The 21170-nt window shown below is 67.1% G+C and carries 23 protein-coding genes; 7 read left to right on the top strand and 16 right to left on the bottom strand.

All coding sequences use genetic code 11. From position 1 onward, the window contains the following. Window positions 1-18: 18 nt before the first annotated feature. Entirely contained in the window at window positions 19-645 is a 627-nt protein-coding gene (locus ACFVVI_RS10270) for a TetR/AcrR family transcriptional regulator (RefSeq protein WP_387444989.1), read from the bottom strand. Between the two features lie 87 nt (window positions 646-732). Between ACFVVI_RS10270 and ACFVVI_RS10265 the strand changes: the two genes are divergently transcribed. Further along, complete coding sequence (locus tag ACFVVI_RS10265) at window positions 733-1530, top strand: thioesterase family protein (protein WP_378991788.1); 798 nt, start codon at window positions 733-735, stop codon at window positions 1528-1530. A 19-nt stretch (window positions 1531-1549) separates the two neighbouring features. Here ACFVVI_RS10265 and ACFVVI_RS10260 read toward each other — a convergent pair whose 3' ends face one another. Next, window positions 1550-2350 carry a carbonic anhydrase gene (locus ACFVVI_RS10260; RefSeq protein WP_387444988.1) on the bottom strand — a complete coding sequence of 267 codons (801 nt, stop codon included), beginning with the start codon at window positions 2348-2350 and terminating at the stop codon, window positions 1550-1552. A 264-nt stretch (window positions 2351-2614) separates the two neighbouring features. Here ACFVVI_RS10260 and ACFVVI_RS10255 point away from each other — a divergent pair, with 264 nt between their 5' ends. Next, window positions 2615-3517 (top strand): aminoglycoside phosphotransferase family protein, encoded by a 903-nt coding sequence (locus ACFVVI_RS10255; RefSeq protein ID WP_379317418.1) that lies wholly within the window; start codon window positions 2615-2617, stop codon window positions 3515-3517. Window positions 3518-3602: 85 nt separating this feature from the next. Here the strand turns inward: ACFVVI_RS10255 and ACFVVI_RS10250 are convergent, their stop codons facing one another. The 10 genes from ACFVVI_RS10250 to ACFVVI_RS10205 form a co-directional block, all read right to left on the bottom strand. After that, window positions 3603-5027 (bottom strand): MFS transporter, encoded by a 1425-nt coding sequence (locus ACFVVI_RS10250; RefSeq protein WP_387444986.1) that lies wholly within the window; start codon window positions 5025-5027, stop codon window positions 3603-3605. An 83-nt stretch (window positions 5028-5110) separates the two neighbouring features. Then, window positions 5111-5551 carry an Rrf2 family transcriptional regulator gene (locus ACFVVI_RS10245; RefSeq protein WP_378991793.1) on the bottom strand — a complete coding sequence of 147 codons (441 nt, stop codon included), beginning with the start codon at window positions 5549-5551 and terminating at the stop codon, window positions 5111-5113. Window positions 5552-5638: 87 nt separating this feature from the next. After that, window positions 5639-6055: a GNAT family N-acetyltransferase gene (locus tag ACFVVI_RS10240; RefSeq protein ID WP_387444984.1), complete on the bottom strand. Its 417-nt coding sequence runs from the start codon at window positions 6053-6055 to the stop codon at window positions 5639-5641. 50 nt (window positions 6056-6105) lie between these two features. Continuing rightward, on the bottom strand, window positions 6106-8487 hold the full coding sequence (locus ACFVVI_RS10235) for an ATP-binding cassette domain-containing protein (protein ID WP_387444982.1): 2382 nt from the start codon (window positions 8485-8487) through the stop codon (window positions 6106-6108). 55 nt (window positions 8488-8542) lie between these two features. Further along, a complete protein-coding gene (locus tag ACFVVI_RS10230) occupies window positions 8543-8953 on the bottom strand; it encodes a VOC family protein (RefSeq protein ID WP_387444980.1) in 411 nt (136 codons plus the stop codon). A 10-nt stretch (window positions 8954-8963) separates the two neighbouring features. Then, window positions 8964-9407, bottom strand: a complete 444-nt coding sequence (locus tag ACFVVI_RS10225; protein WP_378991799.1) for a helix-turn-helix transcriptional regulator — start codon at window positions 9405-9407, stop codon at window positions 8964-8966. Beyond that, a complete protein-coding gene (locus tag ACFVVI_RS10220) occupies window positions 9404-9856 on the bottom strand; it encodes a MerR family transcriptional regulator (protein WP_387444979.1) in 453 nt (150 codons plus the stop codon). Before ACFVVI_RS10220 ends, ACFVVI_RS10225 begins: the two co-directional genes overlap by 4 nt. A gap of 9 nt (window positions 9857-9865) precedes the next feature. Continuing rightward, window positions 9866-10411: a class I SAM-dependent methyltransferase gene (locus ACFVVI_RS10215; RefSeq protein WP_387444978.1), complete on the bottom strand. Its 546-nt coding sequence runs from the start codon at window positions 10409-10411 to the stop codon at window positions 9866-9868. A gap of 17 nt (window positions 10412-10428) precedes the next feature. Further along, complete coding sequence (locus ACFVVI_RS10210; protein ID WP_387444977.1) at window positions 10429-10986, bottom strand: isochorismatase family protein; 558 nt, start codon at window positions 10984-10986, stop codon at window positions 10429-10431. Window positions 10987-11003: 17 nt separating this feature from the next. Next, window positions 11004-11792 carry a DUF1460 domain-containing protein gene (locus ACFVVI_RS10205; protein ID WP_387444976.1) on the bottom strand — a complete coding sequence of 263 codons (789 nt, stop codon included), beginning with the start codon at window positions 11790-11792 and terminating at the stop codon, window positions 11004-11006. Between the two features lie 330 nt (window positions 11793-12122). Between ACFVVI_RS10205 and ACFVVI_RS10200 the strand changes: the two genes are divergently transcribed. Next, window positions 12123-13148 carry a glucose 1-dehydrogenase gene (locus tag ACFVVI_RS10200; protein WP_387444975.1) on the top strand — a complete coding sequence of 342 codons (1026 nt, stop codon included), beginning with the start codon at window positions 12123-12125 and terminating at the stop codon, window positions 13146-13148. A gap of 24 nt (window positions 13149-13172) precedes the next feature. On the opposite strand, the gene ACFVVI_RS10195 is transcribed toward ACFVVI_RS10200, so the two are convergent. Then, window positions 13173-13904: a DsbA family oxidoreductase gene (locus ACFVVI_RS10195; protein ID WP_379316113.1), complete on the bottom strand. Its 732-nt coding sequence runs from the start codon at window positions 13902-13904 to the stop codon at window positions 13173-13175. Between the two features lie 149 nt (window positions 13905-14053). On the opposite strand from ACFVVI_RS10195, the gene ACFVVI_RS10190 reads away from it, so the two are divergent. Together ACFVVI_RS10190 and ACFVVI_RS10185 are read left to right on the top strand one after the other, a co-directional pair. Continuing rightward, window positions 14054-14809, top strand: coding sequence for a histidine phosphatase family protein (locus tag ACFVVI_RS10190; protein ID WP_378991809.1), 756 nt, complete (start codon window positions 14054-14056; stop codon window positions 14807-14809). A gap of 116 nt (window positions 14810-14925) precedes the next feature. Beyond that, complete coding sequence (locus ACFVVI_RS10185; RefSeq protein WP_387444973.1) at window positions 14926-16785, top strand: Na+/H+ antiporter; 1860 nt, start codon at window positions 14926-14928, stop codon at window positions 16783-16785. A gap of 82 nt (window positions 16786-16867) precedes the next feature. Here the strand turns inward: ACFVVI_RS10185 and ACFVVI_RS10180 are convergent, their stop codons facing one another. Beyond that, window positions 16868-17413: a TetR/AcrR family transcriptional regulator gene (locus ACFVVI_RS10180; protein WP_378629092.1), complete on the bottom strand. Its 546-nt coding sequence runs from the start codon at window positions 17411-17413 to the stop codon at window positions 16868-16870. Window positions 17414-17626: 213 nt separating this feature from the next. On the opposite strand from ACFVVI_RS10180, the gene ACFVVI_RS10175 reads away from it, so the two are divergent. Both ACFVVI_RS10175 and ACFVVI_RS10170 read left to right on the top strand, forming a co-directional pair. Continuing rightward, window positions 17627-18235: a TetR family transcriptional regulator gene (locus ACFVVI_RS10175; RefSeq protein ID WP_387444971.1), complete on the top strand. Its 609-nt coding sequence runs from the start codon at window positions 17627-17629 to the stop codon at window positions 18233-18235. Window positions 18236-18250: 15 nt separating this feature from the next. Further along, window positions 18251-18907: an enoyl-CoA hydratase-related protein gene (locus ACFVVI_RS10170; protein WP_378629090.1), complete on the top strand. Its 657-nt coding sequence runs from the start codon at window positions 18251-18253 to the stop codon at window positions 18905-18907. 5 nt (window positions 18908-18912) lie between these two features. Here the strand turns inward: ACFVVI_RS10170 and ACFVVI_RS10165 are convergent, their stop codons facing one another. Continuing rightward, window positions 18913-19740, bottom strand: coding sequence for an Abi-alpha family protein (locus ACFVVI_RS10165; RefSeq protein WP_378991816.1), 828 nt, complete (start codon window positions 19738-19740; stop codon window positions 18913-18915). 3 nt (window positions 19741-19743) lie between these two features. Beyond that, window positions 19744-21162, bottom strand: coding sequence for a hypothetical protein (locus ACFVVI_RS10160; RefSeq protein ID WP_378991818.1), 1419 nt, complete (start codon window positions 21160-21162; stop codon window positions 19744-19746). Between the last annotated feature and the right edge of the window lie 8 nt (window positions 21163-21170).

Raw genomic sequence — 21170 nt, 5'->3', positions numbered from 1 at the left:
GCGATGGCCGACAAGGCTTCAGGCGCGCAGGAACAGCCGCATGGATTCGTCGACAACGGCCTCACGCGTTCGCCCCTCAGGGTCCGCGGTGGGCCGGAGCCAGATCGAAGCATGATTCAGGATCCCGTGCAGGCAGTGCAGCGCCACGGAGGGGTCCGAACAATCGAACTCGCCTGACGCGACACCGCGATCGATGACCGCACGGAAGATCCGGTCGTGGCGTCGACGCATGGTCTTGATGGATTCACCGTGCTCGTCGGGCCACGGCGCGGGAAAGGAGAAGAGTTTGCCGACTTCCGGGTAGAGCACCGTCAGAACGCGCAACTGCTCGGCGATGAGCGAGCGCAGTTGTTCGGCCGAGGAGAGCTCGGCCGCGGTCTCCAGTGCCTCGCCGAGATGGGTCAGCACGTCAGCGGTCAGCTTTTCCAATGCTGCCGAGACCAAGGCATCTTTGCTCGGAAAGTAGTAGTAGAGAGTCGCTTTCGCGATGTCGGAGCGTTCGGCGACGTCCTCGAATCGCATTCCCTGATAGCCGACGCTGGACAGGATCTGCAATGCGGCGTCGATCATCTCCGCCTTGCGTCGATCGCGTCGTCTCTCCGCACGCCCTGCGGGCGCGACGCTCTCGTCCGTGGTCGCGGTCATCGCATGATTCTATCTGCCACCAACAGTCGACCATCAGGACGATCAGACGACTTGCAGGATGAAAATTCGACCCGTAGGTTGATAAATGTGAGAGATACGATCGCACCCACGTCCTACTTCCACCGGGTCGGTGCTCACCGCTTCGCGCCGACTGCCCACGCGGGTGGAGCGTGGGACACCGCCGAGCAGCACTTCAGCCCCCTCGGCGGGCTGATCGTGCACGAGATCCAGCGAACACGCGCCCACGAACAGCGCCCAGCGTTGGCCATGAGCCGGATCAGTTTCGACATCCTGGGCAGGATCGCGTTCGGGGAGTTCGACATCGACGTTCGGACCATCCGCCCGGGTCGCACCATCGAACTGGTCGAGGCGACCGTCACCATCGCCGGGCGCAGCGTCGTCTCGGCCCGCGCGTGGTTTCTGAGCGCGCAGGACAGTGCGGGCGTCGCGGGTGGGGAGCCCGAGCGGCTTCCCACCCCCGAATCATTGGCGTCCTGGCCGCTGACCTCGGTGTGGCCCGGCGGCTACATCGCTTCGCTCGATACCCGCCCGGTCGGCATTCCCCAACCCGGGCGGACCACCGCGTGGGTGCACTCACCGATGGACTTGGTGTCCGCGGAACCAGCCGATCCCCTGGCTTCCTACCTCGCGCTCGTCGACACCGCGAACGGCATCGCGGTGCGACAGGAGCCCACCAAGTGGATGTTTCCCAACCTGGACCTGACGGTCCATCTCTATCGGCAACCCGAAGGCGAATGGACCGGTCTCGACACGACCGTCACCTTCGGCCACACCGGGCAAGGACTCACCAGTACCGTCCTGCACGACATTCGCGGCCCGGTCGGGGTTGCCGAACAGATTCTCACCCTCCGTCCACAGGATTAGGTGCCTGTGCCGAGCGGGCTCAGTTGGGTCCGGCGAGGACTACCGGGCGGCCGTTGCGCGGTTGAGTGGGTCGGTTGCTGTGCGGGAACAGGGCGCGGTAATTGTCGACATCAGGGGCTGCGACCGGCGCGGGGTGGCGCAGCACGATCCACTCGACACCTTCGGTGCACGGGGGCGTGGTCAGGGAGCCCTGGTAGCGGAACTGGGCGAGGTCGGCCGGGAGGAATTCGCGCGGGTCGACAGTGGCGACAGCGCGGGTGAGCCCTGAGCGGTTCGGGGCGGCGGTGAGGATCCGACTCAGCGGGGTGGGGTCGGTGTGCGCGTTCAGGAGGACGGCGAGAACGGCCAACCGGCCCGATCGGGCGGTGTGGACGAAATGCAGTTCCATGGCGGTCTCGGCACCGTCGACGGTGTGCTCGCTGGGGAGATGGAAGTGGAATTGGGTCAGGGTGAACGGCGTTGCGTCGACGACGATGCGGTTGCCGGAGTCCGCTGGGGCGCTCACCTGCACGGTGTGCCCGTTGTTCAGCAGGTTCACCGACGGGATGGGGCGGTAGTCGATCTCGATGTGATCGGACGGGTGTAGTTCGGTGGGGCTGTCCAGGTCGATCGGCGATTGGGCGTGGCCGACTCGGCAGGCCGAGTAGCCGCGGTCGAGGTCGGCCCAGTGCTCGGGGCCCTCGGCGTCGTAGTCCCAGTGCGGCTTGCCCGTGGTGGCCGCGACCGAACCGCCGCAGCCGGCAGCAGCGAGCAGTGCCAGTGCGGCGAGTGCGCCGCGGCGGGTGATGACGGGGCTGAGGTCATTGTGACGAACCGGCACCGGTGTAGCTCCTTGCCATGATTCTGCCGTCGGCCCGGATGTAGACGTCCCGGGACGGCAGTGTGCGCGTGTCGAAACCAGCTGGCCGACTACCGAACCGAGAATGTCCGGTTTGCACCGAATATCCTTCTAGTGCAGTCGATTTCGCTCCTGCGCGGTGTCTCAGGCTATGCCGGTCGTCATCGCGGAGACCAGACTCGAGGGCGGCGAGATACGTCACATCGGCGGTGTCCGCGGCTCGGGATAGACGCCTAGGGTCGTCTCATGATCGAGATTCCAGAGGTCTTCACCCGCGAAACGATCAGTCGGGAAGGTGAACCCGGGCGGGTATGGATCGCGACACTGCCCCGGCTGGCGGATGAATTACTGCAACGGTGGTCGTGCACTCCTGACGGGCCGGTCATGCACGGCCACGTCGGGATCGTCATTCCGGTGCTGTGTCCGGATCTGCCGCCCGCGGTTGTCAAGATCTCCTTTCCGCACCCGGGCAACGTGTTCGAGCCGGACGCGTTCGCCACCTGGAACGGACGGGGTGCGGTGCAATTGTTCGACCGCGATGACGAACGGTTCGCGATGCTGCTCGAGCGCACAGGACACGGAACTCTGGCCCACATCACCGACTTCGACGAGGCAGTCGGCATACTCGGGCAACTGTCCCACCGCTTGGCGATCGACGCCCCTGCCGGGCTGCCGCGTCTGAGCGACCTGGTCGCCGACTGGACGGACGAGCTCCGCACGACGGCCGCCGAACTGGGCGATCCACTCCCCCGCCGCGTTCTGGATGCCGCGGCCGAGACCTTGCGTGACCTCGGTCCGGGTCAGCCCGAGACCCTCGTCCACGGCGACCTTCATGATGCGAATGTGCTGGTGGGAGAACGGGAGCCCTGGCTCGCGATCGATCCGAAGGGGTATGTCGGCGACCCCGCCTACGACACGATCACCGTCCTTCGCAGCTACCGGTTCGCGCCGCTGCTGTTCGCCCCCGATCCGGCCGCCGGTATTCGTCGCGGATTGGACTTGTTTTGCGAAGCAGCGGGTATCGACCGTGATCGTGCCCGTCGATGGGCGCAGGTCCGGGCGATCAAGGCCGCACTCTGGGGGCGTAGGCACGGCGATCCCGGTTGGTTGATCGGAGCGACCGACCGTCTGACCGAGATTCTGTGGTGATGTCGCGATCGGCCGTCTCTCGATTCGGCCAGGGCCTCGAGGTGGGGTCCAGCGGCTTGCCAGTAAGGACTTCCAAGCAGGGTCTTCATGGCAGTTCGTTCGATGCGGGAGTGGGGCGCATCCACAGGGCGATGATCAGTGCGGTGACGGCGACGAAGGCCATCGCGAGGAAGGCATCCGAGAATGCCGCCCCGGACCGCGTGTCGTTCAGGGGGTTGAGGGCGTCGGTACCGGCTTGTCGTCGTGCGCTGACCAAGGCGCCGAAGAGCGCCGGACCCGCGCTGGCGCCGAGGAATTGGGCGCCCTGGAGGATCCCGAGCCCGATGCCGGCCTGTGCGGGAGCCAGAGCGCCTGCCGCGGCGCTGATGATCGGCGTCATCACGAAGATGAAGCCGGCGCACAGTGCGGTGATCCCGATCGCGGTGAGGACCAGCGAACCGCCTCCGGCCACAGTGGACAGGAATACCGCGGACAGTCCCATCACAGCCAGACCGGTCAGCGTAGGGGTGCGGGCACCGATGCGATCGGCCAGGCGTCCACTCAGCGGTGAGAGCATCGCGACGGCGAGGCCGGCCGGGATCATGACCAGCGCGCCGGTGCCCGGATCGAGGCCGTCGACGTCGACGAGCACGATCGGCACGAACACCAAGGCGCCGAGGTTGATGCTCATTGCCAGCGACACGACGATCACAGCGATCCGGAAGACCTGGTTGTCGAACAGTGCGGGTGGGACGAACGGCCGGTCGATGCGCCGATTGCGACCGACGAACACCACGAGTGTGGCCATGCCGACGACGAGGCATCCCCACGCCGAGGGCGCCGTGAATCCGGCGACCTGAGCCTGGGTGATTCCGAACAGCAGCAGTCCGGCGGCTGCACCGAGCAGGATGCCGCCGGTGAGGTCGAACCGCTCGGCGGTGGTCGGTGAGTCGGCGGGCAGGACTCGCCAGATCAACGGCAGCAGTACGAGCGCGATGGCGACCATCAGCCAGAACGGTGCGTGCCAGCCGAGCAGCTGTCCGATGCCGCCACCGAGGGCAGGTCCGGCCGCGGTGCCGATTCCTGCCGCGGCGGAGATCACCCCGATTCCCATCCCGCGTTTTTCCGCCGGCAGCAACCGGGTCACGCCCAGGATCGTGAGCACCGGGATCCCGGCCGCGCCGATGCCCATCACGATGCGCCCCGCCACCAGTGCGAGCAGACTCGGGGCGAGCGCGCTGACCAGGCTGCCCGCGGCATAGGTTGTCAGGCAGACCACGAACAGGGTCCGCAGGCTCACTCGGTCCGACAGGCGTCCGTAGAAGGGAATGCCGACGGAGAACATCAGCAGGAATCCGGTGACGACCCATGCCAATTCGGCTTCCGAGGCGTCGAACTCGGTGCCTATCGCCGGCAGCAGCAGATTGACCATGTCGCTGGCGATGACCGTCGCCAGCATCGCGGGCATGAGCACCGCCAGTAACGCCAGGCCTGAACCAGCGTGGTCGGTTTCGAGTCTCGTGGATGTCATGGGTTCCCTCTCCCAGCTTTACCGCAACCATTATGGTTACAGTTCGGGTAAAAAAAGAACGGCGGTCTCCCGCCGTCCTGCGATCAGCGCATACGCGCCGCTCGCTCGATGTCGAATACCTTCTGGAGCAGGTGTGCGATGGTCGTCCGACCCAACTGCTCCTCCATGGCCTGCTCGGCGTTGCGGAACTGCTCGTCGACAATCGCCTGCATATGACGACCGACCTCGCACTCGGCGCTGGGCGGGTGGGCATGTCGAGACAGCACCGGCGAACCTTCGACGGCGCGATAGGCGTCGAAGAGAGTGATCTCGCGAGCAGGGCGGGCGAGCGTCCAGCCCCCGCCGCGACCCTCCGTGGACCGCACCAGGTCGGCGTCACGCAGGTTGCCGAGGATGCGTCGAACCAGCACCGGATTGCTCGCCAAGCTCTCCGCGATCTCCACAGACGTCAACGAACTCTCCCCGCCTTGCGCCAATTTCGTCAATGCGTGAATGGCGACCGCGCTTCTGCTGCTGACGCTCATGCATCCTCCCGGTGCCGTTGACCTTCGAAACTGAAACTAACACGGTTGCGGTTTCCGTGCACGGCGAAAACGAGGGCCGGTCGTGATTCAAGCGGGATCGGCCGGCCAGGTCTTTTCCATCCACTGGTCCGGTTCGGGGTGAGCAGTGAAGCCGTAGGGGCGGTACATGTCGTGGGCATCGCCGGTAGCCAGGGCCATACGGCGTAGCCCCCAGTCGTCGGCGTCGGCCATGATCCGGTCAAGGAGGAGTTTGCCGACGCCTTTTCCACGCTGCCGACGGTCTACATAGACGTCGGAAAGCCAGGCGAAAGTGGTGCGGTCGGTGACCAGGCGGGCGAAGGCGATCTGGGAACCGTCGTGGAACACGCTGTAGGGCAAAGAATTCTCGACGACGCGGCGGACGCGCTCGCGGCTGCGGCCGAGGGCCCAGTAGGCATCGGTCGACAGGCGGTGGTGGAGCCAGTCGAGATCGACGGCGGCGGGATCGGTGGAGATCTCGAGCATCGGTCCAGAATAGGTGCGGCCGGGCTCAGTCTGAGCCCGGCCGCACGAAGTCAGGCGCCGACGTAGGCGGCCAGGTGTTCGCCGGTGAGGGTGGAGCGGGCTTCGACGAGATCGGCGGGGGTGCCTTCGAAGACGATGTGGCCGCCGTCGTGGCCCGCGCCGGGGCCGAGGTCGATGATCCAGTCGGCGTGGGCCATCACTGCCTGGTGGTGTTCGACGACGATGACGGACTTGCCGGATTCGACGAGGCGGTCGAGCAGGCCGAGGAGTTGTTCGACGTCGGCCAGGTGCAGGCCGGTGGTCGGTTCGTCAAGGATGTAGACCCCGCCTTTGTCGGACATGTGGGTGGCGAGCTTGAGGCGCTGGCGTTCGCCGCCGGACAGGGTGGTCAGTGGCTGGCCGATGGTGAGGTAGCCCAGGCCCACTTCGGTGAGGTGGGTGAGGATCTTGTGGGCGGCGGGGGTGCGTGCCTCGCCGTCGCCGAAGAACGCGCGGGCTTCGTCGACGGGCATCGAGAGCACTTCGCTGATGTTCTTACCCGCGAAGGTGTATTCGAGGACTTCGGCCATGAAGCGCTTGCCCTCACACACCTCACACATCGTCGACACGCCGGCCATCATCGCCAGGTCGGTGTAGACCACGCCCGCACCGTTGCAGTTCGGGCAGGCGCCCTCGGAATTGGCGCTGAACATGGCGGGTTTGGCGCCGGTGGCCTTGGCGAACGCTTTGCGAATGTGGTCGAGCAGACCGGTGTAGGTGGCGGGGTTGCTGCGGCGTGAGCCCTTGATCGGGGCTTGGTCGACGGAGATGACGCCTTCGTCGATCGGGATCGAGCCGTGCACGAGCGAGCTCTTGCCCGAGCCCGCGACGCCGGTGATCGCCACCAGAATGCCGAGAGGGATGTCGACGTCGACTTTGTCGAGGTTGTTGGCGGTGGCGCCACGAATCTGCAAGGCGCCGGTCGACTTTCGCACCGAGTCCTTGACCGCGGCGCGGTCGTCGAAGTGGCGGCCGGTGACGGTGTCGCTGGCGCGCAGCCCGTCGACGGTGCCCTCGAAGCAGATGGTGCCACCCTTGGAACCGGCGGCGGGGCCGAGGTCGACGATGTGGTCGGCGATGACGATCGTTTCGGGCTTGTGCTCGACGACGAGCACCGTGTTTCCCTTGTCGCGCAGGCGCAGCAGCAGGTCGTTCATCCGCTGGATGTCGTGAGGGTGCAGGCCCGCGGTGGGCTCGTCGAAGACATAGGTGACGTCGGTGAGCGAGGAGCCGAGGTGGCGAATCATCTTGACGCGCTGGGCTTCACCGCCCGACAGGGTGCCCGAAGGACGCGACAGCGACAGGTAGCCCAGGCCGATCTCGACGAACGAGTCCAGGGTCTGGCGCAGCGACTCCAGCAGCGGCGCCACCGACGGGTCGTCGACCTGCTTGACCCATTCGGCGAGATCGGTGATCTGCATGGCGCAGGCGTCGGCGATGCTGATGCCGTCGATCTTGGACGAGCGGGCCGCGGCGGACAGCCGGGTGCCCGCACAGTCGGGGCAGGTGCCGAAGGTGACGGCACGTTCGACGAAGGCGCGCACATGCGGTTGCAGCGAATCGATGTCCTTGGACAGCATCGACTTGCGCAGTTTGGGGATGAGTCCTTCGTAGGTGAGGTTGATGCCCTCGACCTTGATCTTGGTCGGTTCCTTGTACAGCAGGTCAGCGAGCTGTTTCTTGGTGTACTTCTTGATCGGCTTCGCCGGGTCGAAGAAGCCCGAACCCTTGAAGATGCGGCCCATCCAGCCGTCCATGCTGTAGCCGGGGATCTTGAACGGGCCCTCGTCGAGGGAGAGGTTCTCGTCGTAGAGCTCGGTGAGGTCGATGTCGTTGATCTGGCCTTTGCCCTCACAGGTGGGACACATGCCGCCGGTGATGGCGAAGCTGCGGCGTTCCTTGACGGTGACACCGTTCTTCTCGACCTCGACGGCACCGGCGCCGCTGATCGAGGCGACATTGAACGAGAACGCCTGCGACGACCCGATGTGCGGGTCGCCGAGGCGGCTGAACAGGATCCGCAGCATCGCGTTGGCGTCGGTGACGGTGCCGACTGTGGAACGCGGGTCGGCGCCCAGCCGGGACTGGTCGACCAGGATGGCGGTGGTCAGACCCTCCAGGACGTCGACGTCGGGGCGGGCCTGGCTGGGCATGAAGCCCTGCACGAACGCGCTGTAGGTCTCGTTGATCAGGCGCTGTGATTCGGCGGCGATGGTGCCGAAGACCAGGGAGCTCTTACCGGATCCGGACACGCCCGTGAAGACCGTCAGCCTGCGCTTGGGGATCTCGATGCTCACATCGCGCAGATTGTTGACCCGCGCGCCGTGCACGCGGATCACATCGTGGCTGTCGGCCGGCTCTATGGTGGTGCCGGTCTTCTTGGCCGTGCTCATGGGTCTCCCTTGATCAGTCGACATCGCCGGACATCGAATCTACCGGCGCGATGGCTTACTTGGTCTGCTGGATGCGGACCATATTTCCGGCGGGATCGCGGAAGGCGCAGTCGCGCACGCCGTAAGCCTGATCGGTGGGTTCCTGGACGATCTCGATGTCTCCGGCCTGCAGCTTCTCGAACAGGCCGTCGAGGTCGTCGGTGGCGAGGTTGACGCCGGCGTAGGTGCCTTTGGCCATCATTTCGCTGATGACGCGGCGTTCGTCGTCGGTGAGGCCGGGGTCGGCGGCCGGTGGGTGCAGCACGATGGAGGTGTCGGGCTGGCCGGTGGGGCCCACGGTGATCCAGCGCAGCCCGTTGTAGCCCACATCGTTGCGCACCTCGAAGCCGAGTGTGTCGCGGTAGAAGGCGAGCGCGGCGTCGGGGTCGTCCTGTGGCAGGTAGCTCGAGTGGATGGTGAGGTTCATGCCGACCACGCTAATTGTCGGCCGGAGCGGAAGCTTCTCGATTCCTGATCGGTCTGGTCACCTTCTTGACCACGCACGACGGCATGCCCGCGGTCTGTTCGTCCTGACGCTGTTTGTAGGTACTGGGCGGCACTCCGACGAGTTCGGTGAAGCGGGTACTGAAGGTTCCCAGCGAGGACGAGCCGACCGCGAAACACACCTCGGTGACGCTCAGGTCGCCGCGGCGCAGCAGTGCCATGGCCCGTTCGATGCGGCGGGTCATCAGGTAGGAGTACGGCGATTCCCCGTAGGCGAGGCGGAATTGCCGGCTGAGGTGCCCGGCCGACATGTGGACGCCGCGGGCGAGCGCTTCGACGTCGAGCGGCTGGGCGTATTCACGGTCGATGCGGTCGCGCACACGACGCAGCAGCGCGAGGTCGCGCAAGTGCTGTGGTTTCGCGGGTGGGCCGGTCACATGGCCGATCGTCCCACGTCGGACGGTGTTGCCGACACCGGCGGGTCGGTGTGGGTGTCGAGGACCCCGGCGAGTTCGGCGCGGAAGTGAGGGCAGGTGCGGAAGTCCTCGGCGTCGCAGTCCAGGACGTGGGTGACGGCGTCGAGGGCGGCGCGTGTGCGGGCGATCTGGTCGGCGAGGCGGTCGCGATGGGCTTCGAGTACTTCTCGGCGGGTGCGCCGATCGGGGGAACGGATGAACAGGATGGCGAGATCGTCGAGGGACAAGCCTGCCTTCTTGCCCAGCACGATCATCGCGATCGTGTCGATGTCGGTGCCGCGGTAGTGGCGGCGTCCGGCCGAGTCACGGGCTGGAGCGAGCAGTCCGCGGTCTTCCCAGTGGCGCAGCACGTGGGTCGCGAGCCCGAACTGGGCTGCCACCGCACCGATCGTGGTGTGTTCCCCGGCCATCCGCCGAGCCTATGCGGTGACGCGGTAGCAGGTGATCACGGCGACGGGATGCCAAGGCAGACGGACTGTTTCGGTGTCGACCGACCCGAATACGGTGCTGAGTGCGCGCCGGATCTCGCGGGTTCGGGTGAAGCGGAAGTCGAAGATCGCGGCGCCGCCGCCGGGGCGGAGCACTCGACGCAGTTCGGTGACGGCGGCGGGCAGGTCCGGCCATTCGTGCATGCTCAGGCTCGACACGGCGAAGTCGATGCTCGCGTGCGGGTGGGGCAGCTCGGCGACGTCGGCGACGGCCAGGTCGATCGGCTGCCCAGCGAGGGTGCGCCGGGCGATCTCGATCATGTGCGGGGACAGATCGATGCCGTGCAGGCGCAGGTCGGGGCGACGAGCCGCCACGTGGGACAACAGCTTTCCCGGGCCGGTGCCGAGGTCGAGGACCGTGGCCGAATCGGTGGTGTTGGCGTCGATGTCGGTGGCGATCCGCCGGTACAGGCCGGTGAGGAGCCGGGTGGCGCGCCGGTCGTAGCCGAGGCTCTGTTCGTATCCGAAAGTGGTCATGAGACCACCGTGGTTGTTCAGGTCGACCTGAAGTCAAGCTCGTCGGTCGGGCGCACGGCCGCGGTGCGACCGGGTGCTTGCTGGAATTGCCAGTACAGGTTCGTGTGGGCGATGACGTCTTCGGGTTTCGGTGCGCCCCACCGGGTCTTGTCGCCGGTGGTGTGGGCATCGGCGACCAGGGTGACATCGTATCCGCGCACGAACGCGCTGTGGATGGTCGAACGGACGCAGGCGTCGGATTCCGCGCCCGTGACCACCAGGTGGCCGGCGCCCACCGCCGCGAGCAGTCCCTCGAGCTCGGTGTCTTCGAAGGAGTCCCCGTAGTTCTTCTGAACCAGCGGTTCGGTGTCGGTGCGGGTGAGTTCGGGGACGTAGTGCCAGGGATCGCTGTGTTCGACCAAATCCTCGGAGGAGTGCTGAATCCAGATGATCGGTACATCGGCGATGCGAGCACGGTCGACAAGGGCGTTGATGTTCGCGACGACCTCGTCGCGGCGGGGTGCTTCGTCGACGACGCCGTTCTGCACGTCGACGACGAGCAGCGCGGTGTTCGGGCGGTCGGGCAGCGTGGTCATGGCGATTCCTCTGGCGGTCAGAGCGGGCGAAGGACGACGACGCCCGGGACGGTCTGGAGATACTCGGTCAAGGGGGTATCGACGACCTGGTTGTTCGCCGCGAGCGAGGAGGCGTTGCGGAAGACCGGGCCGGTGGGGGTCGCGACGATGATGCCGACGTGGGTCACGTCGAGCCCGGCGTCGGGGGTGTAAGCGCCGAGGAAGTCGCCGGTGCGAAGGGCGGCCTGGACTGCCCCGTCGACGGCGGCCGCGGGAATATGGGTGACGGCACGGTCGACCACGGCAACGCCCGGCAGGTAGGTGCTGCCGTCGGCTTTCGCGTTGAGATGCTTGGTGGTGGTCACCGCGGCGGGGCTCAGGCTCGCGGTGATGTCGGTGGCGGCGAGCCGTTCGCGGGTGGCCCAGTCGGTGAAGAAGTGCTTGCGCTGGGCGAATTCGACGCGACCATCGATGTAGCGAGTGCTGATCAGGTTGGTGAGGAACTCGTCGCGGGTGCTGGAGCGGGAGGCGGCATCGATGTAGTCGAGGTAGGTGAAGCAGTCGACGCGGCGCAGATCCGCGACGAGCTGTTCGGGCTCGGTGGCCGAACCGATCAGCATGTTCGCACCGTACGGGGTGCCGAGCAGCCGCGCGGAGAGCCGTTCGAGGAGTTCGCCACGGCCCAGACCGCCCGATTCGGCGCGCACGGTGAGGAGTTCGTCGATCTTGCGCGCGGAAACGTCATCGACCGACGGTGCGGCCGAGGCCGGTGCCAGCGCGCACACGAGCGCGGCGAGCACGAGCATGATCCGGACGATGATGCGCAAGACGCCTCCAGCTGGCCACGGGTCGATCGGTGCGAGCGCTGTCCACCGTAGCCGAGACGGCGGACAGGATCGGCGACTCAGGGTTCCCGATGCCGCGATGATGGCGGAGTGTGACGTTCGGCCATCGGTGATGCCGATTGTTCGCGAATGGTCTCGTATCGACCGGTCGGTGGGTTGTTCGCGTACCGTTGGCGCAGGTAGTCCGTGTTCGCGGCGTGTTCGCGATGGGGTTGCTCCCCCGGGTGTCGTGGATGTGGTTCGTGCAGACGTCGACCGTTGGCCCGTCCGGGCGGAAGGGATGCCGAAATGCGTGCGTTGACAGTGGTTCCCATGCAGAAGCAATCGTTGCGGGTGGAGGATGTGCCCGACCCGGTCGTCGGTCCCGGCGAACTGCTCGTCGACGGGATCTCGCTGGGTATCTGCGGCACCGACCGCGATATCGCGCAGGGCAACTACGGCTGGCTGCCACCGGGCAAGTCGCAGATGGTGCTCGGGCACGAATCTCTGGGGCGGGTGAAGACCGCGCCCGCGGGTAGCGCATTCGCCCCTGGCGACCTCGTCGTCGGGATCGTGCGCAGGCCGGATCCGGTGCCGTGCGGGGCGTGCGCGCGCGGCCAATGGGACATGTGCCGCAACGGGATGTACGTCGAGCGCGGGATCAAGGAGATCGACGGGTACGGGTCGACGTCCTGGGTGGTGCGCGAGGACTTCGCGGTGCGACTCGATCCGGCACTGGAGAAGGTCGGGGTACTGCTGGAACCGACGACCGTGGTCGCCAAGGCCTGGGATCAGATCGAGAAGATCAACAACCGCGCCTGGTTCGATCCGCGCACCGTCCTGGTCACCGGCGCCGGGCCGATCGGTCTGCTGGCGGCGCTGCTCGGGCAGCAACGCGGCCTGGACGTGCACGTCCTCGACCGGACCAGCGGCGGGACGAAAGAAGAGCTGGTCCAGGCGCTGGGCGGCACGTTCCACACGGGGACGGCGGCCGCCGCCGCGAAAGAGATCAGCCCCGACATCGTGATCGAGGCGACCGGTGCGCCCGCGGTGGCGTTGCAGGCGATGGAGATCGACAACCCCGGCGTGATCGTCTGCCTGACCGGGGTGTCGACCCCCGGTGTCGACACCGATGTCGATGTCGGCGGATTGAACCGCAACATCGTGCTCGACAACGCGGTGGTGTTCGGTTCGGTGAACGCGAACCGCCACCACTACGAACAGGGCGCCGAAGCGCTGGCCAAGGCGGACGAGTCGTGGCTCGAACGCCTCATCACCCGGCGGCTGCCGCTGGAGAAGGCGCTCGAGGCGTTCGACCCGGGCGGGTCCGATATCAAGGTCGTCATCGACCTGTCCTGACTCGCCGAGGCGAGGTCGAGGCGGTCAGTCGGCCGCCGCGACCTCGGTCGTGGGGACCGCGCAGCCGTCGGGGCCGCAGCTGTCGCCGTCGGCGATGAGCTGGGGAGCAGGTCGATCGTTCCAGGCGGTGTTCAGTGCTCGGGTGAACGTTTCGGGAGGTTGGGCGCCGGAGACCGCGTACTTGCCGTCGAAGACGAAGAACGGGACACCGGTGGCACCGAGCGCGGCGGCCTCGGCTTCGTCGCGGCGGACCGCGTCGGCGTAGGCATCGGGGTCGGCCAGCACCGCGCGCACCGAGTTCTCGTCCAGACCCGCGCGCACAGCCAAGGCGACCAGGCGTTCGGTATCGCCGAAGACGGGCTCGGGTTCGGCGAAATTGCCTGCGTAGAGGGCGTCGAGGAGGGCTTCCTGCTTGTCCTGGTCGAGGGCGTAGTGCAGGAGCCGGTGCATGTCGAAGCTGTTGCCCGAGTCGCGGCCCGCGGTTCGGTAGGGCAGACCCATCGCCGCGGCCTGGGCGCCGATGCCGCGTTCGTTGGCGGCGGCCTGGTCGACGGTGATGCCGTATTTCTCGGCGATCGCCGGGATGACCGGACGCGTGGAACCGGCGGGCAAGGTCGGATCGAGCTCGAAGGACCGGTGCACCACCTCGACGTCGTCCCGGTGCGCGAAGCCGGCCAGCGCTTCTTCGAAGCGGGCTTTGCCCAGGTAGCAGAACGGGCAATTGATGTCGGTCCAGATCTCTACTCTGGTGGACAAGCGGGCCTCCTGCGGCGCATCGAGGGGTGCGGCGGTGGTCCGCCGGACAGTTCTGGACAGGCGTTCGAATTCGGGGAATGTAACGCCGGCAACGAGGCCGCTATTCCCTGGCGCGTCCGGGCACGACGGGACGAGCACGAGGGGTATCGATGGAGTTCGAGCAGCGGAGGGGGTGGGTGCAGGTGCCCGAAGGATTGGTGGTGCCACGCGCGCTGGGGGGATTGTGGGCGGTGCGCCACGCACAGAGTGAGGCCAATGTGTGGTTCTCCGACCCGGCGACCGAGCAGCGGCCGATGCGGGGCACCGATTCCGCGGTGGAACTGACCACCCACGGGCAGTGGCAGGCACGCTGTCTGGGCGACTGGCTGGCCGGGCTGGCGGGCACGCAGCGACCCACACTGGTGGTCTGCTCGCCCTACCTGCGCACCAGAGTCACCTGGGCGGTGATGGCCGAGGCCGCCGCCTCCCGCAACCGGCACCTGCACCCGATCCGCACCCTGGTCGACGAACGGTTGCGTGATCGGGAGATGGGGGTGTTCGAACTACATCCGTACCGGGCGATCCGGCGACGCGCGCCCGAGGAGGGGCTGCGTCGTGAACTGGTCGGCAACTGGGTCTATCGCCCGCCGGGCGGGGAGTCGCTGGCCGATGTGGCATTGCGGGTGCGCAGTTTCCTCGACGAGCTCGACGTGGTGGCCGCGGGCGAACAGGTGCTGGTGGTGACGCACGACGCGGTGGTGGTGTCGTTGCGCTACATCCTCGACGGACTCGGTGCGCCGGTACCGGATTCGCTCGAGCCGGTGCCCAACGCGTCGGTGTCACAGTGGCGGCGTGAGGGCCCACGACTGGCGTTGCGTGTGTGGGGCTCGGTCGACCACCTCGCGATGGACGCGGACACGGGCTAGGGGCCGGCGCGACCGACCGATGTCGGCCGGAACCGTTTTCGTGATGGTCGGTGCCGACGCGGCTGTCGTGGGTGGCGTCGACGGACTGATGGGTCCGTGGGTGGGAGAATGCGCGAGTGGATGTCGCGATCGGTCTGGTTGTCCTCATCGGCTCGGCGACCGCGCTGGCGGCGCTGGCGCGGCGATTCGGGGTGTCGGAACCTCTGGTGCTGACGTTGGCCGGGGTGGCCGCGTCGTATCTGCCGATGGTGCCGCAGGTACACCTCGAGCCGGAGGTGGTGCTGCTGGGGTTGCTGCCGCCGCTGCTCTACACCGCCGCGCTGCGCACCTCGCTGGTCGATTTCAAGGACAACCTGCGCACCATCGCGTCACTGTCGGTGGGGTTGGTGCTGTTCAGCACGTTCGCCGTGGCGCTGGTGGTGTGGTGGTTGCTGCCGGTGCCGTTCGCGGCGGCGGTCGCGTTGGGTGCGGTGGTCGCTCCCCCGGACGCGGTGGCAGCGACCGCGGTGGCCCGACGCACAGGGATGCCGCGCAGCATCGTGACGGTGCTCGAGGACGAGTCGCTGTTCAACGACGCCACCGCGCTGGTGGCGTTGCGTTCGGCGATCGCGGCGATGGCCGGTGCGGTGACCGCATGGCAGATCGGCGGCGATTTCCTGCTCGCGGCCGTCGGCGGCGGTGTCATCGGGGCCGTGGTGGCGGCGGCATTGGTGATGTTGCGCCGGCGGATCACCGATCCGGTGCTCGATACCTCGGTGTCGCTGCTGGCCCCGTTCGTGGCGTATCTGCCCGCCGAGCACTTCCACGCCTCGGGCGTGATCGCGGTCGTCACGTGCGGGATGATCCTGGGCCACGGCGCGCAACGGTGGCAGGGCGCGGCCTCGCGGGTCGCCGAGACCACCAATTGGCGCACCATCCAGTTCATTCTGGAGAGCGCGGTGTTCTTGATCATCGGGTTGCAGGTGCGCTGGATCGTCGAGGCCGCCTGGCACAGCGGGTTGGATCACGCCACGCTCGTCGTCGCGGCGGTGGGTGTGCTGGCCGCGGTGATGCTGGCGCGCCCGGTGTGGGTGTTCACGCCCGTGCTGGTGGCCAGGTTGTTCGGGCGCGCGACCGAACCGTTGAGTCATGCGGCGGTGGTGTCGTGGGCGGGCATGCGCGGGGTGGTGACCTTGGCGGCGGTGTTGTTGCTGCCCGACTCGACACCGCAGTTGCCGGTGCTGGAACTGCTCGCCCTGGTGGTGGTCGGCGGCACGCTCCTGGTGCAGGGCAGTTCGCTGCCGTGGCTGGTACGGTTGCTGCGGTTGCGCGGACCCAGTCGCGAGGAAGACGCACTCGCCAAAGCCGATCTGCTGCAACAGGCTTCGACCGCCGGTCTGGCCGAACTCGACCGCAGGATCGGACCGGACACCCCCGAACCGGTGATCGAATCGCTACGACAGCGACTGATCTGGCGCTCCAACGCCGCCTGGGAGCGGTTGGGCCGCCCGGAGGCCGAACTGGTGACACCGACCGCGGAGTACCGGCGGTTACGACTGGCGATGCTGGCCGCCGAACGCGATGCGGTGCTGACGGTTCGCGACGCGGGGGCGGTGGATTACGAAGTCCTCCAACATGTGCTGGCCCGGCTCGACCTCGAGGAATCGATGATCGACCGTTTCGACGAGAGCGACGACGAGCGCCGCGCCGAACCGCTGTCCACCGCCGCCGGTGCGGTGGGGTGCGCCCATCTGGAGGAGGCGCCGGCACTGGCGGAGCCGCCCGCTGGTGAGCTGGTGTGTCAGACGTGTCTGGACGAGGGTCTGCGCTGGGTGCATCTGCGAATGTGCACCGCCTGCGGGAACATCGGCTGCTGCGAGTCCTCGATCGGCGACCACGCGAGCGCCCATTTCCGGGACTCGGCGCATCCGGTGATGCGCAGTGTGGAGCCCGGGGAAGCCTGGCGATGGTGCTACGTGGACCAATTGCTCGGCTAGCTCACGGAAGTGTCCGTCCGGCCAGGGGTCGCGAATCAGCGCGGCACGAGACCCTGACGCAGTCGTCGCACCGACGTGGTCGTCAGCCGCGGTGGGAGTAGATCAGTCGCGCGTATTCGGCGAGCAGGTGGTCGAGTTCGGTGGATTCGCCCGCGGCAGCGAGCTGTTGGTAGCCGATGATCATCGCCATGCCGAATTCGGTGACGACGGTGGCGGTGGCCGTGTCGTCGACGACGCCGTCGATGACACGGTGCACGGTGCGCCGCCGCGACTCGTCGACCCGCTTGACGGTGACGTGTACCGATTCGTCGTTGGCCGCCCAGGCGCGCAGCGCGGCTTCGGCGCCGTGTTCGAGTCCGCTGGCGAGCACCGACATCGCCCGCACGTCGGCGTCGGCGTCACCGTGGCCGACGTCGAGCGCGCGTAGCTCGACCATCTGACGGTTCTCCCAGTGTTCGAGCAGAGTGTCGACGAAGCCCTGCCAGGAGCCGAAGTGGTGATAGAACGAGCCGCTGGTGACGCCGAGGCGACGGCACAGCACCCCGATGTTGAGACCTTTGAAGCCGAACTCTGCGAGCACCGCCACCGCGGTGTCGAAGTACTGCTCCTTGGTGACCACTCGGGACATCGCGATGCCGTTCTGTTCGTGCGGGCAGGGCCGAAGAATCCGAACAGTACCCCATCGTATCGAGCCCTCGCGCGTACGTAACGTTGTCTACGCTGTGCCCGGGTGGACTGTAGGGACGACGAAATACCAAGTGGCGGAACGAAATACGTGCACAACGGCCCAAAAGCGCATCCGAATGGAATAGCAGAGCGCACGCTCTGTAAACTTTTGTTCATGCCGAGACCGCGCACCCACGACCCGGAGACCGTGCTGGACGCCGCCGAAAAGCTGGCAGCAGGCGCCGGACCCGCCGCTGTCACAGTGCGCGCGGTCGCCGCCGCTACCGGAGTATCCAATGGCGCGCTCTATCACACATTTCAGTCCCGCCAGGTTGTCCTGGCGCGCACATGGTTACGCGCCGCGCACCGATTCCTCGCCCTCCAGTCGGCCGATATCGACCGCGCCGTCACCGCGCCCGACACCGAGACCCGCATCGACGCGGTCCTCGACGCCGCCGAGGCACCGGCGCGACTGGCCGAAAACCATCCCGACTCCGCGCGCCTGCTGCTGATCGTCGACCGCGCCGAACTGCTCGCCGGCGACATCGCGCCCGCCCTGGCACAGGAGATCGCCGACACCGAGAAGGCGCTCGTCGCCACGCTCAACCGGCTCGCGCGCGCCCTGTGGGGTCGCGCCGACCGGCGCGGCGTCGCCACCGTCACCACCTGCCTGGTAGACCTGCCCACCGCACTGCTGCTGCGCCGCGACCGGCTCACCGACCCCCTGGCCCGCGCTCAGCTGCGTGCTGCCGTGCGTGCCGTCCTCGACCTCGGTCCCCACTGAAAAGGAAACAGCCCCATGCCCACACTGCGCCACCACGATTCGATCGCCGTGCTCGACCTCGGTGACGGCGAGAACCGCTTCTCCCCCGACTTCCTCGACGAGATGAACACCCACCTCGACGCGGTCGTCGCCGAGGGCGCGTCCGCGCTGGTGACCACCGCGACCGGCAAGATCTACTCCAACGGTCTCGACCTGGACTGGCTCTCGGCCAACGGTGACCGGGCCGCCGAATACGTCGCGGCGGTGCACACCCTGTTCGCCCGGGTCCTCACCCTGCCCATGCCGACGGTCGCCGCGATCGGCGGACACGCCTTCGGTGCGGGTGCGATGGTGGCGATGGCGCACGACTATCGGGTGATGCGCGCCGACCGTGGTTACTTCTGTTTCCCCGAGGCCGACATCCGCATCCCGTTCACCAACGGCATGGCCGCGCTCATCCAGGCCAAGACGACCCCCAAGACCGCCGTGGCCAGCATGACCACGGCCCGTCGCTTCGGCGGCCCCGACGCGCTGGCACTGGACCTGGTCGACGCCACCGCCGCGGAAAGCGAAGTCCTCGATACCGCACTGGCTTTGGTGGCACCGCTGGGCGGCAAAGACCAGACGACGATGACAGCGATCAAATCCGTGATGTTCGCCGAAGTCCTCGACGCGCTGCGCAACCGGGACTGAACCGATCAGGGCAGCCGGGGGCCCTTGCCCAGGTAGATGTCGCCACGGTCATCGCCTGCCCAACCGCCCCCGGTATAGTCGCCCAGCACGAAACACGAGTCGCAGAACTGCTTTCCGAACACCGTCAGGTAGATGCTGCGGTAGGAGCTAATGGCCCGCATCTTCACCGACTTGTAGGCCGCCTGCGCCGGTGGTTGCGCTTCCAGGAACGCGTAGCGGCGAAAGTCGGCGACCGGTTCGGTGGAGAAGCGGACCAGTCCGAGGCGGCTGAGGTTGCCCAGGTAGTGGTGGTCGCGGTCGGGCAGCGCGCACCCGGCCATGGCGGCGATCATGTTGATGCCGTCGGCCAGCCGTTGCGAGCCGATCCCGAACGGTGCCTTGGTGCGGATGTCGATCGCGGGTTGCGGCCCGGCGACAGCCAGGAAGCGCAGGATCCGGGCTTCGTCGGGTGTCAGGTCGTGCAGGATCGGCACGAACGAGGGGTGCAGCTCACGCGGTTGCTGCGCGGAGTCCCAGCCCTCGGTGATCATCGCGTCGCCCATCGCCTTGAGATCCTCGGCGTCGACCTTGGTTTCGACCGGGCCGTAGACGCCGGTGGCGGTGCTGGTCAGACCGAGCGCGCTCAACGCCGCCCGCCGAAACAGCTCCACGCGTTCGTCGACGATCTGCGAGATCGGTTCGCCGGAACGGAGGTCGTCGACGAGATCGGTGGCGGTGTGCACAGCGCCCTTGGCCACCGTGCCGACGATGTGGCGCAACGACAATCCCGCGATCCGCGCCAAACCGAGCAGATCGGTCGGGATCCTGGGTTCGCGATCAGGGTTGGGCTCCATTGCTCACACTCCGAAGATCAGCAGGTGCAGCGCCCCGATGAAGGCACCGAGCACGCCACCGTGCAGATACAGCAGCCACGCGTCCTGTTCGATGGCGGTGTAGAGCATTTCGACGAACTCCTCGGGCGGCAGTTCACGCAGTTTCTCGGTGGCGAGCCGGTCGACGCTGGCCGCGGTGGTCTGAGAGAACTCCACGTCCTCGACCAACCACGGCTTCATCTCGGTCGCCAGGCTCGCGCCCGCGGTGGCCTGGATGGCGTCGAAATGGCGGGGTCCGATCGCGAGCCGGGTCACCGACCGCAGTGGGCCCAGGATCCGGTCGATCTCGGCCTCGAGGAAGTGCGCGATGACCGCGCGCGTCTTGTCACCACTGGGCCCGTCGAGCAATTGTTCGGTGACGACATCGAGGGTGACGATCTGATACCCGATCGCATGCCCCAGATCCGCCGCCGCCTGGTACTGCCGTTTCGCGAATTTCGCGACCCCCCACGGATATCGGTAGCGCGGCTGCGGCACGGCGGGCTCGAACACCACCTTGATCGCGATGATGTTGACCAGCACACCCACCGTCGCGCCACCGGCGAGCACCCACGCCCACGCGGGCAGGAAATGCAGGATCTCGTAGAGCCAGCCGGGCAGTGAGATCACCGCGGGGGTGTCACCGTGGGGGGTGCTGTAGTGCAGCAACGACAACCACAGCGCCACGATCACCCCGAACGGGAATCCCAGCACCCCACTGCGGATCATGAACCGCAATTCCGGTGCGCCGAGCCCGTAGATCACGTCCTTGAGCAGTTCGGGCCTGCGCCGCAGGTAGCCCACGACCATCAGCTTCACATCGAGGAGCTGGTCGATGTTCTCGCCGATGAAGTCGAACGCGCGATCGGTGATCGCGGGCAGCTCGGCCTCGACCCGGGTGTAGACGGCTTCGCGTGCGCGCGGCGGCATGTCGGCCCACAGGCGAGGATGCTCGGCGACCATGATCGAGTCGACCATCGAGCGCACGTTCGGCATCGCCACCAGCGCGACCTGCGCGGAGATCTTGCGCGGATCCATCTGGTCGAAGAAGTCCTTGGCGGTGCCGATCTTGGCGACCGCGTTGTCGACCATCAGGCTCGCCATCTTCTCCGAGCGGGCCGGAATGAAGCCTTGGAAGCCGAGGATGCCACCGGGGGCGAAGGTCGGCAGGATCTGCACCTTGCGCGGCAACAGCGGGAAGATCGTTTTCAGGCCCGGCACGTAGAAGCCGGTGAACCGCACCGGCGCGAACAGCATGATCACCCCGGTCCAGTTGGTGATCAGACCGGCCATGGCACTGAAAATCGGGATGGTGATCATGTCGACCCAGAACTTGCTCAGACCGGTCGTCTTCTCCCAGTCCAGCAGGCCGAAGAAACCCGCCGCCTCGATCCCAGCATTCATCCGGCGTC

The organism is Nocardia sp. NPDC058114 (assembly GCF_042884695.1).
Classification (GTDB): Bacteria; Actinomycetota; Actinomycetes; order Mycobacteriales; family Mycobacteriaceae; genus Nocardia.
The sequence above is the reverse complement of the archived record's forward strand: the minus strand, read 5'-3'. Positions and strand labels throughout refer to the sequence as shown.

Coding starts and splice junctions, on each gene's coding strand:
- ACFVVI_RS10270 (WP_387444989.1), bottom strand. CDS start 645: ATGACCGCGACCACGGACGAGAGCGTCGCGCCCGCAGGGCGTGCGGAG.
- ACFVVI_RS10255 (WP_379317418.1), top strand. CDS start 2,615: ATGATCGAGATTCCAGAGGTCTTCACCCGCGAAACGATCAGTCGGGAA.
- ACFVVI_RS10250 (WP_387444986.1), bottom strand. CDS start 5,027: ATGACATCCACGAGACTCGAAACCGACCACGCTGGTTCAGGCCTGGCG.
- ACFVVI_RS10245 (WP_378991793.1), bottom strand. CDS start 5,551: ATGAGCGTCAGCAGCAGAAGCGCGGTCGCCATTCACGCATTGACGAAA.
- ACFVVI_RS10240 (WP_387444984.1), bottom strand. CDS start 6,055: ATGCTCGAGATCTCCACCGATCCCGCCGCCGTCGATCTCGACTGGCTC.
- ACFVVI_RS10235 (WP_387444982.1), bottom strand. CDS start 8,487: ATGAGCACGGCCAAGAAGACCGGCACCACCATAGAGCCGGCCGACAGC.
- ACFVVI_RS10230 (WP_387444980.1), bottom strand. CDS start 8,953: ATGAACCTCACCATCCACTCGAGCTACCTGCCACAGGACGACCCCGAC.
- ACFVVI_RS10220 (WP_387444979.1), bottom strand. CDS start 9,856: ATGGCCGGGGAACACACCACGATCGGTGCGGTGGCAGCCCAGTTCGGG.
- ACFVVI_RS10215 (WP_387444978.1), bottom strand. CDS start 10,411: ATGACCACTTTCGGATACGAACAGAGCCTCGGCTACGACCGGCGCGCC.
- ACFVVI_RS10210 (WP_387444977.1), bottom strand. CDS start 10,986: ATGACCACGCTGCCCGACCGCCCGAACACCGCGCTGCTCGTCGTCGAC.
- ACFVVI_RS10200 (WP_387444975.1), top strand. CDS start 12,123: ATGCAGAAGCAATCGTTGCGGGTGGAGGATGTGCCCGACCCGGTCGTC.
- ACFVVI_RS10190 (WP_378991809.1), top strand. CDS start 14,054: ATGGAGTTCGAGCAGCGGAGGGGGTGGGTGCAGGTGCCCGAAGGATTG.
- ACFVVI_RS10180 (WP_378629092.1), bottom strand. CDS start 17,413: ATGTCCCGAGTGGTCACCAAGGAGCAGTACTTCGACACCGCGGTGGCG.
- ACFVVI_RS10175 (WP_387444971.1), top strand. CDS start 17,627: ATGCCGAGACCGCGCACCCACGACCCGGAGACCGTGCTGGACGCCGCC.
- ACFVVI_RS10170 (WP_378629090.1), top strand. CDS start 18,251: ATGCCCACACTGCGCCACCACGATTCGATCGCCGTGCTCGACCTCGGT.
- ACFVVI_RS10165 (WP_378991816.1), bottom strand. CDS start 19,740: ATGGAGCCCAACCCTGATCGCGAACCCAGGATCCCGACCGATCTGCTC.
- ACFVVI_RS10160 (WP_378991818.1), bottom strand. CDS start 21,162: ATGAATGCTGGGATCGAGGCGGCGGGTTTCTTCGGCCTGCTGGACTGG.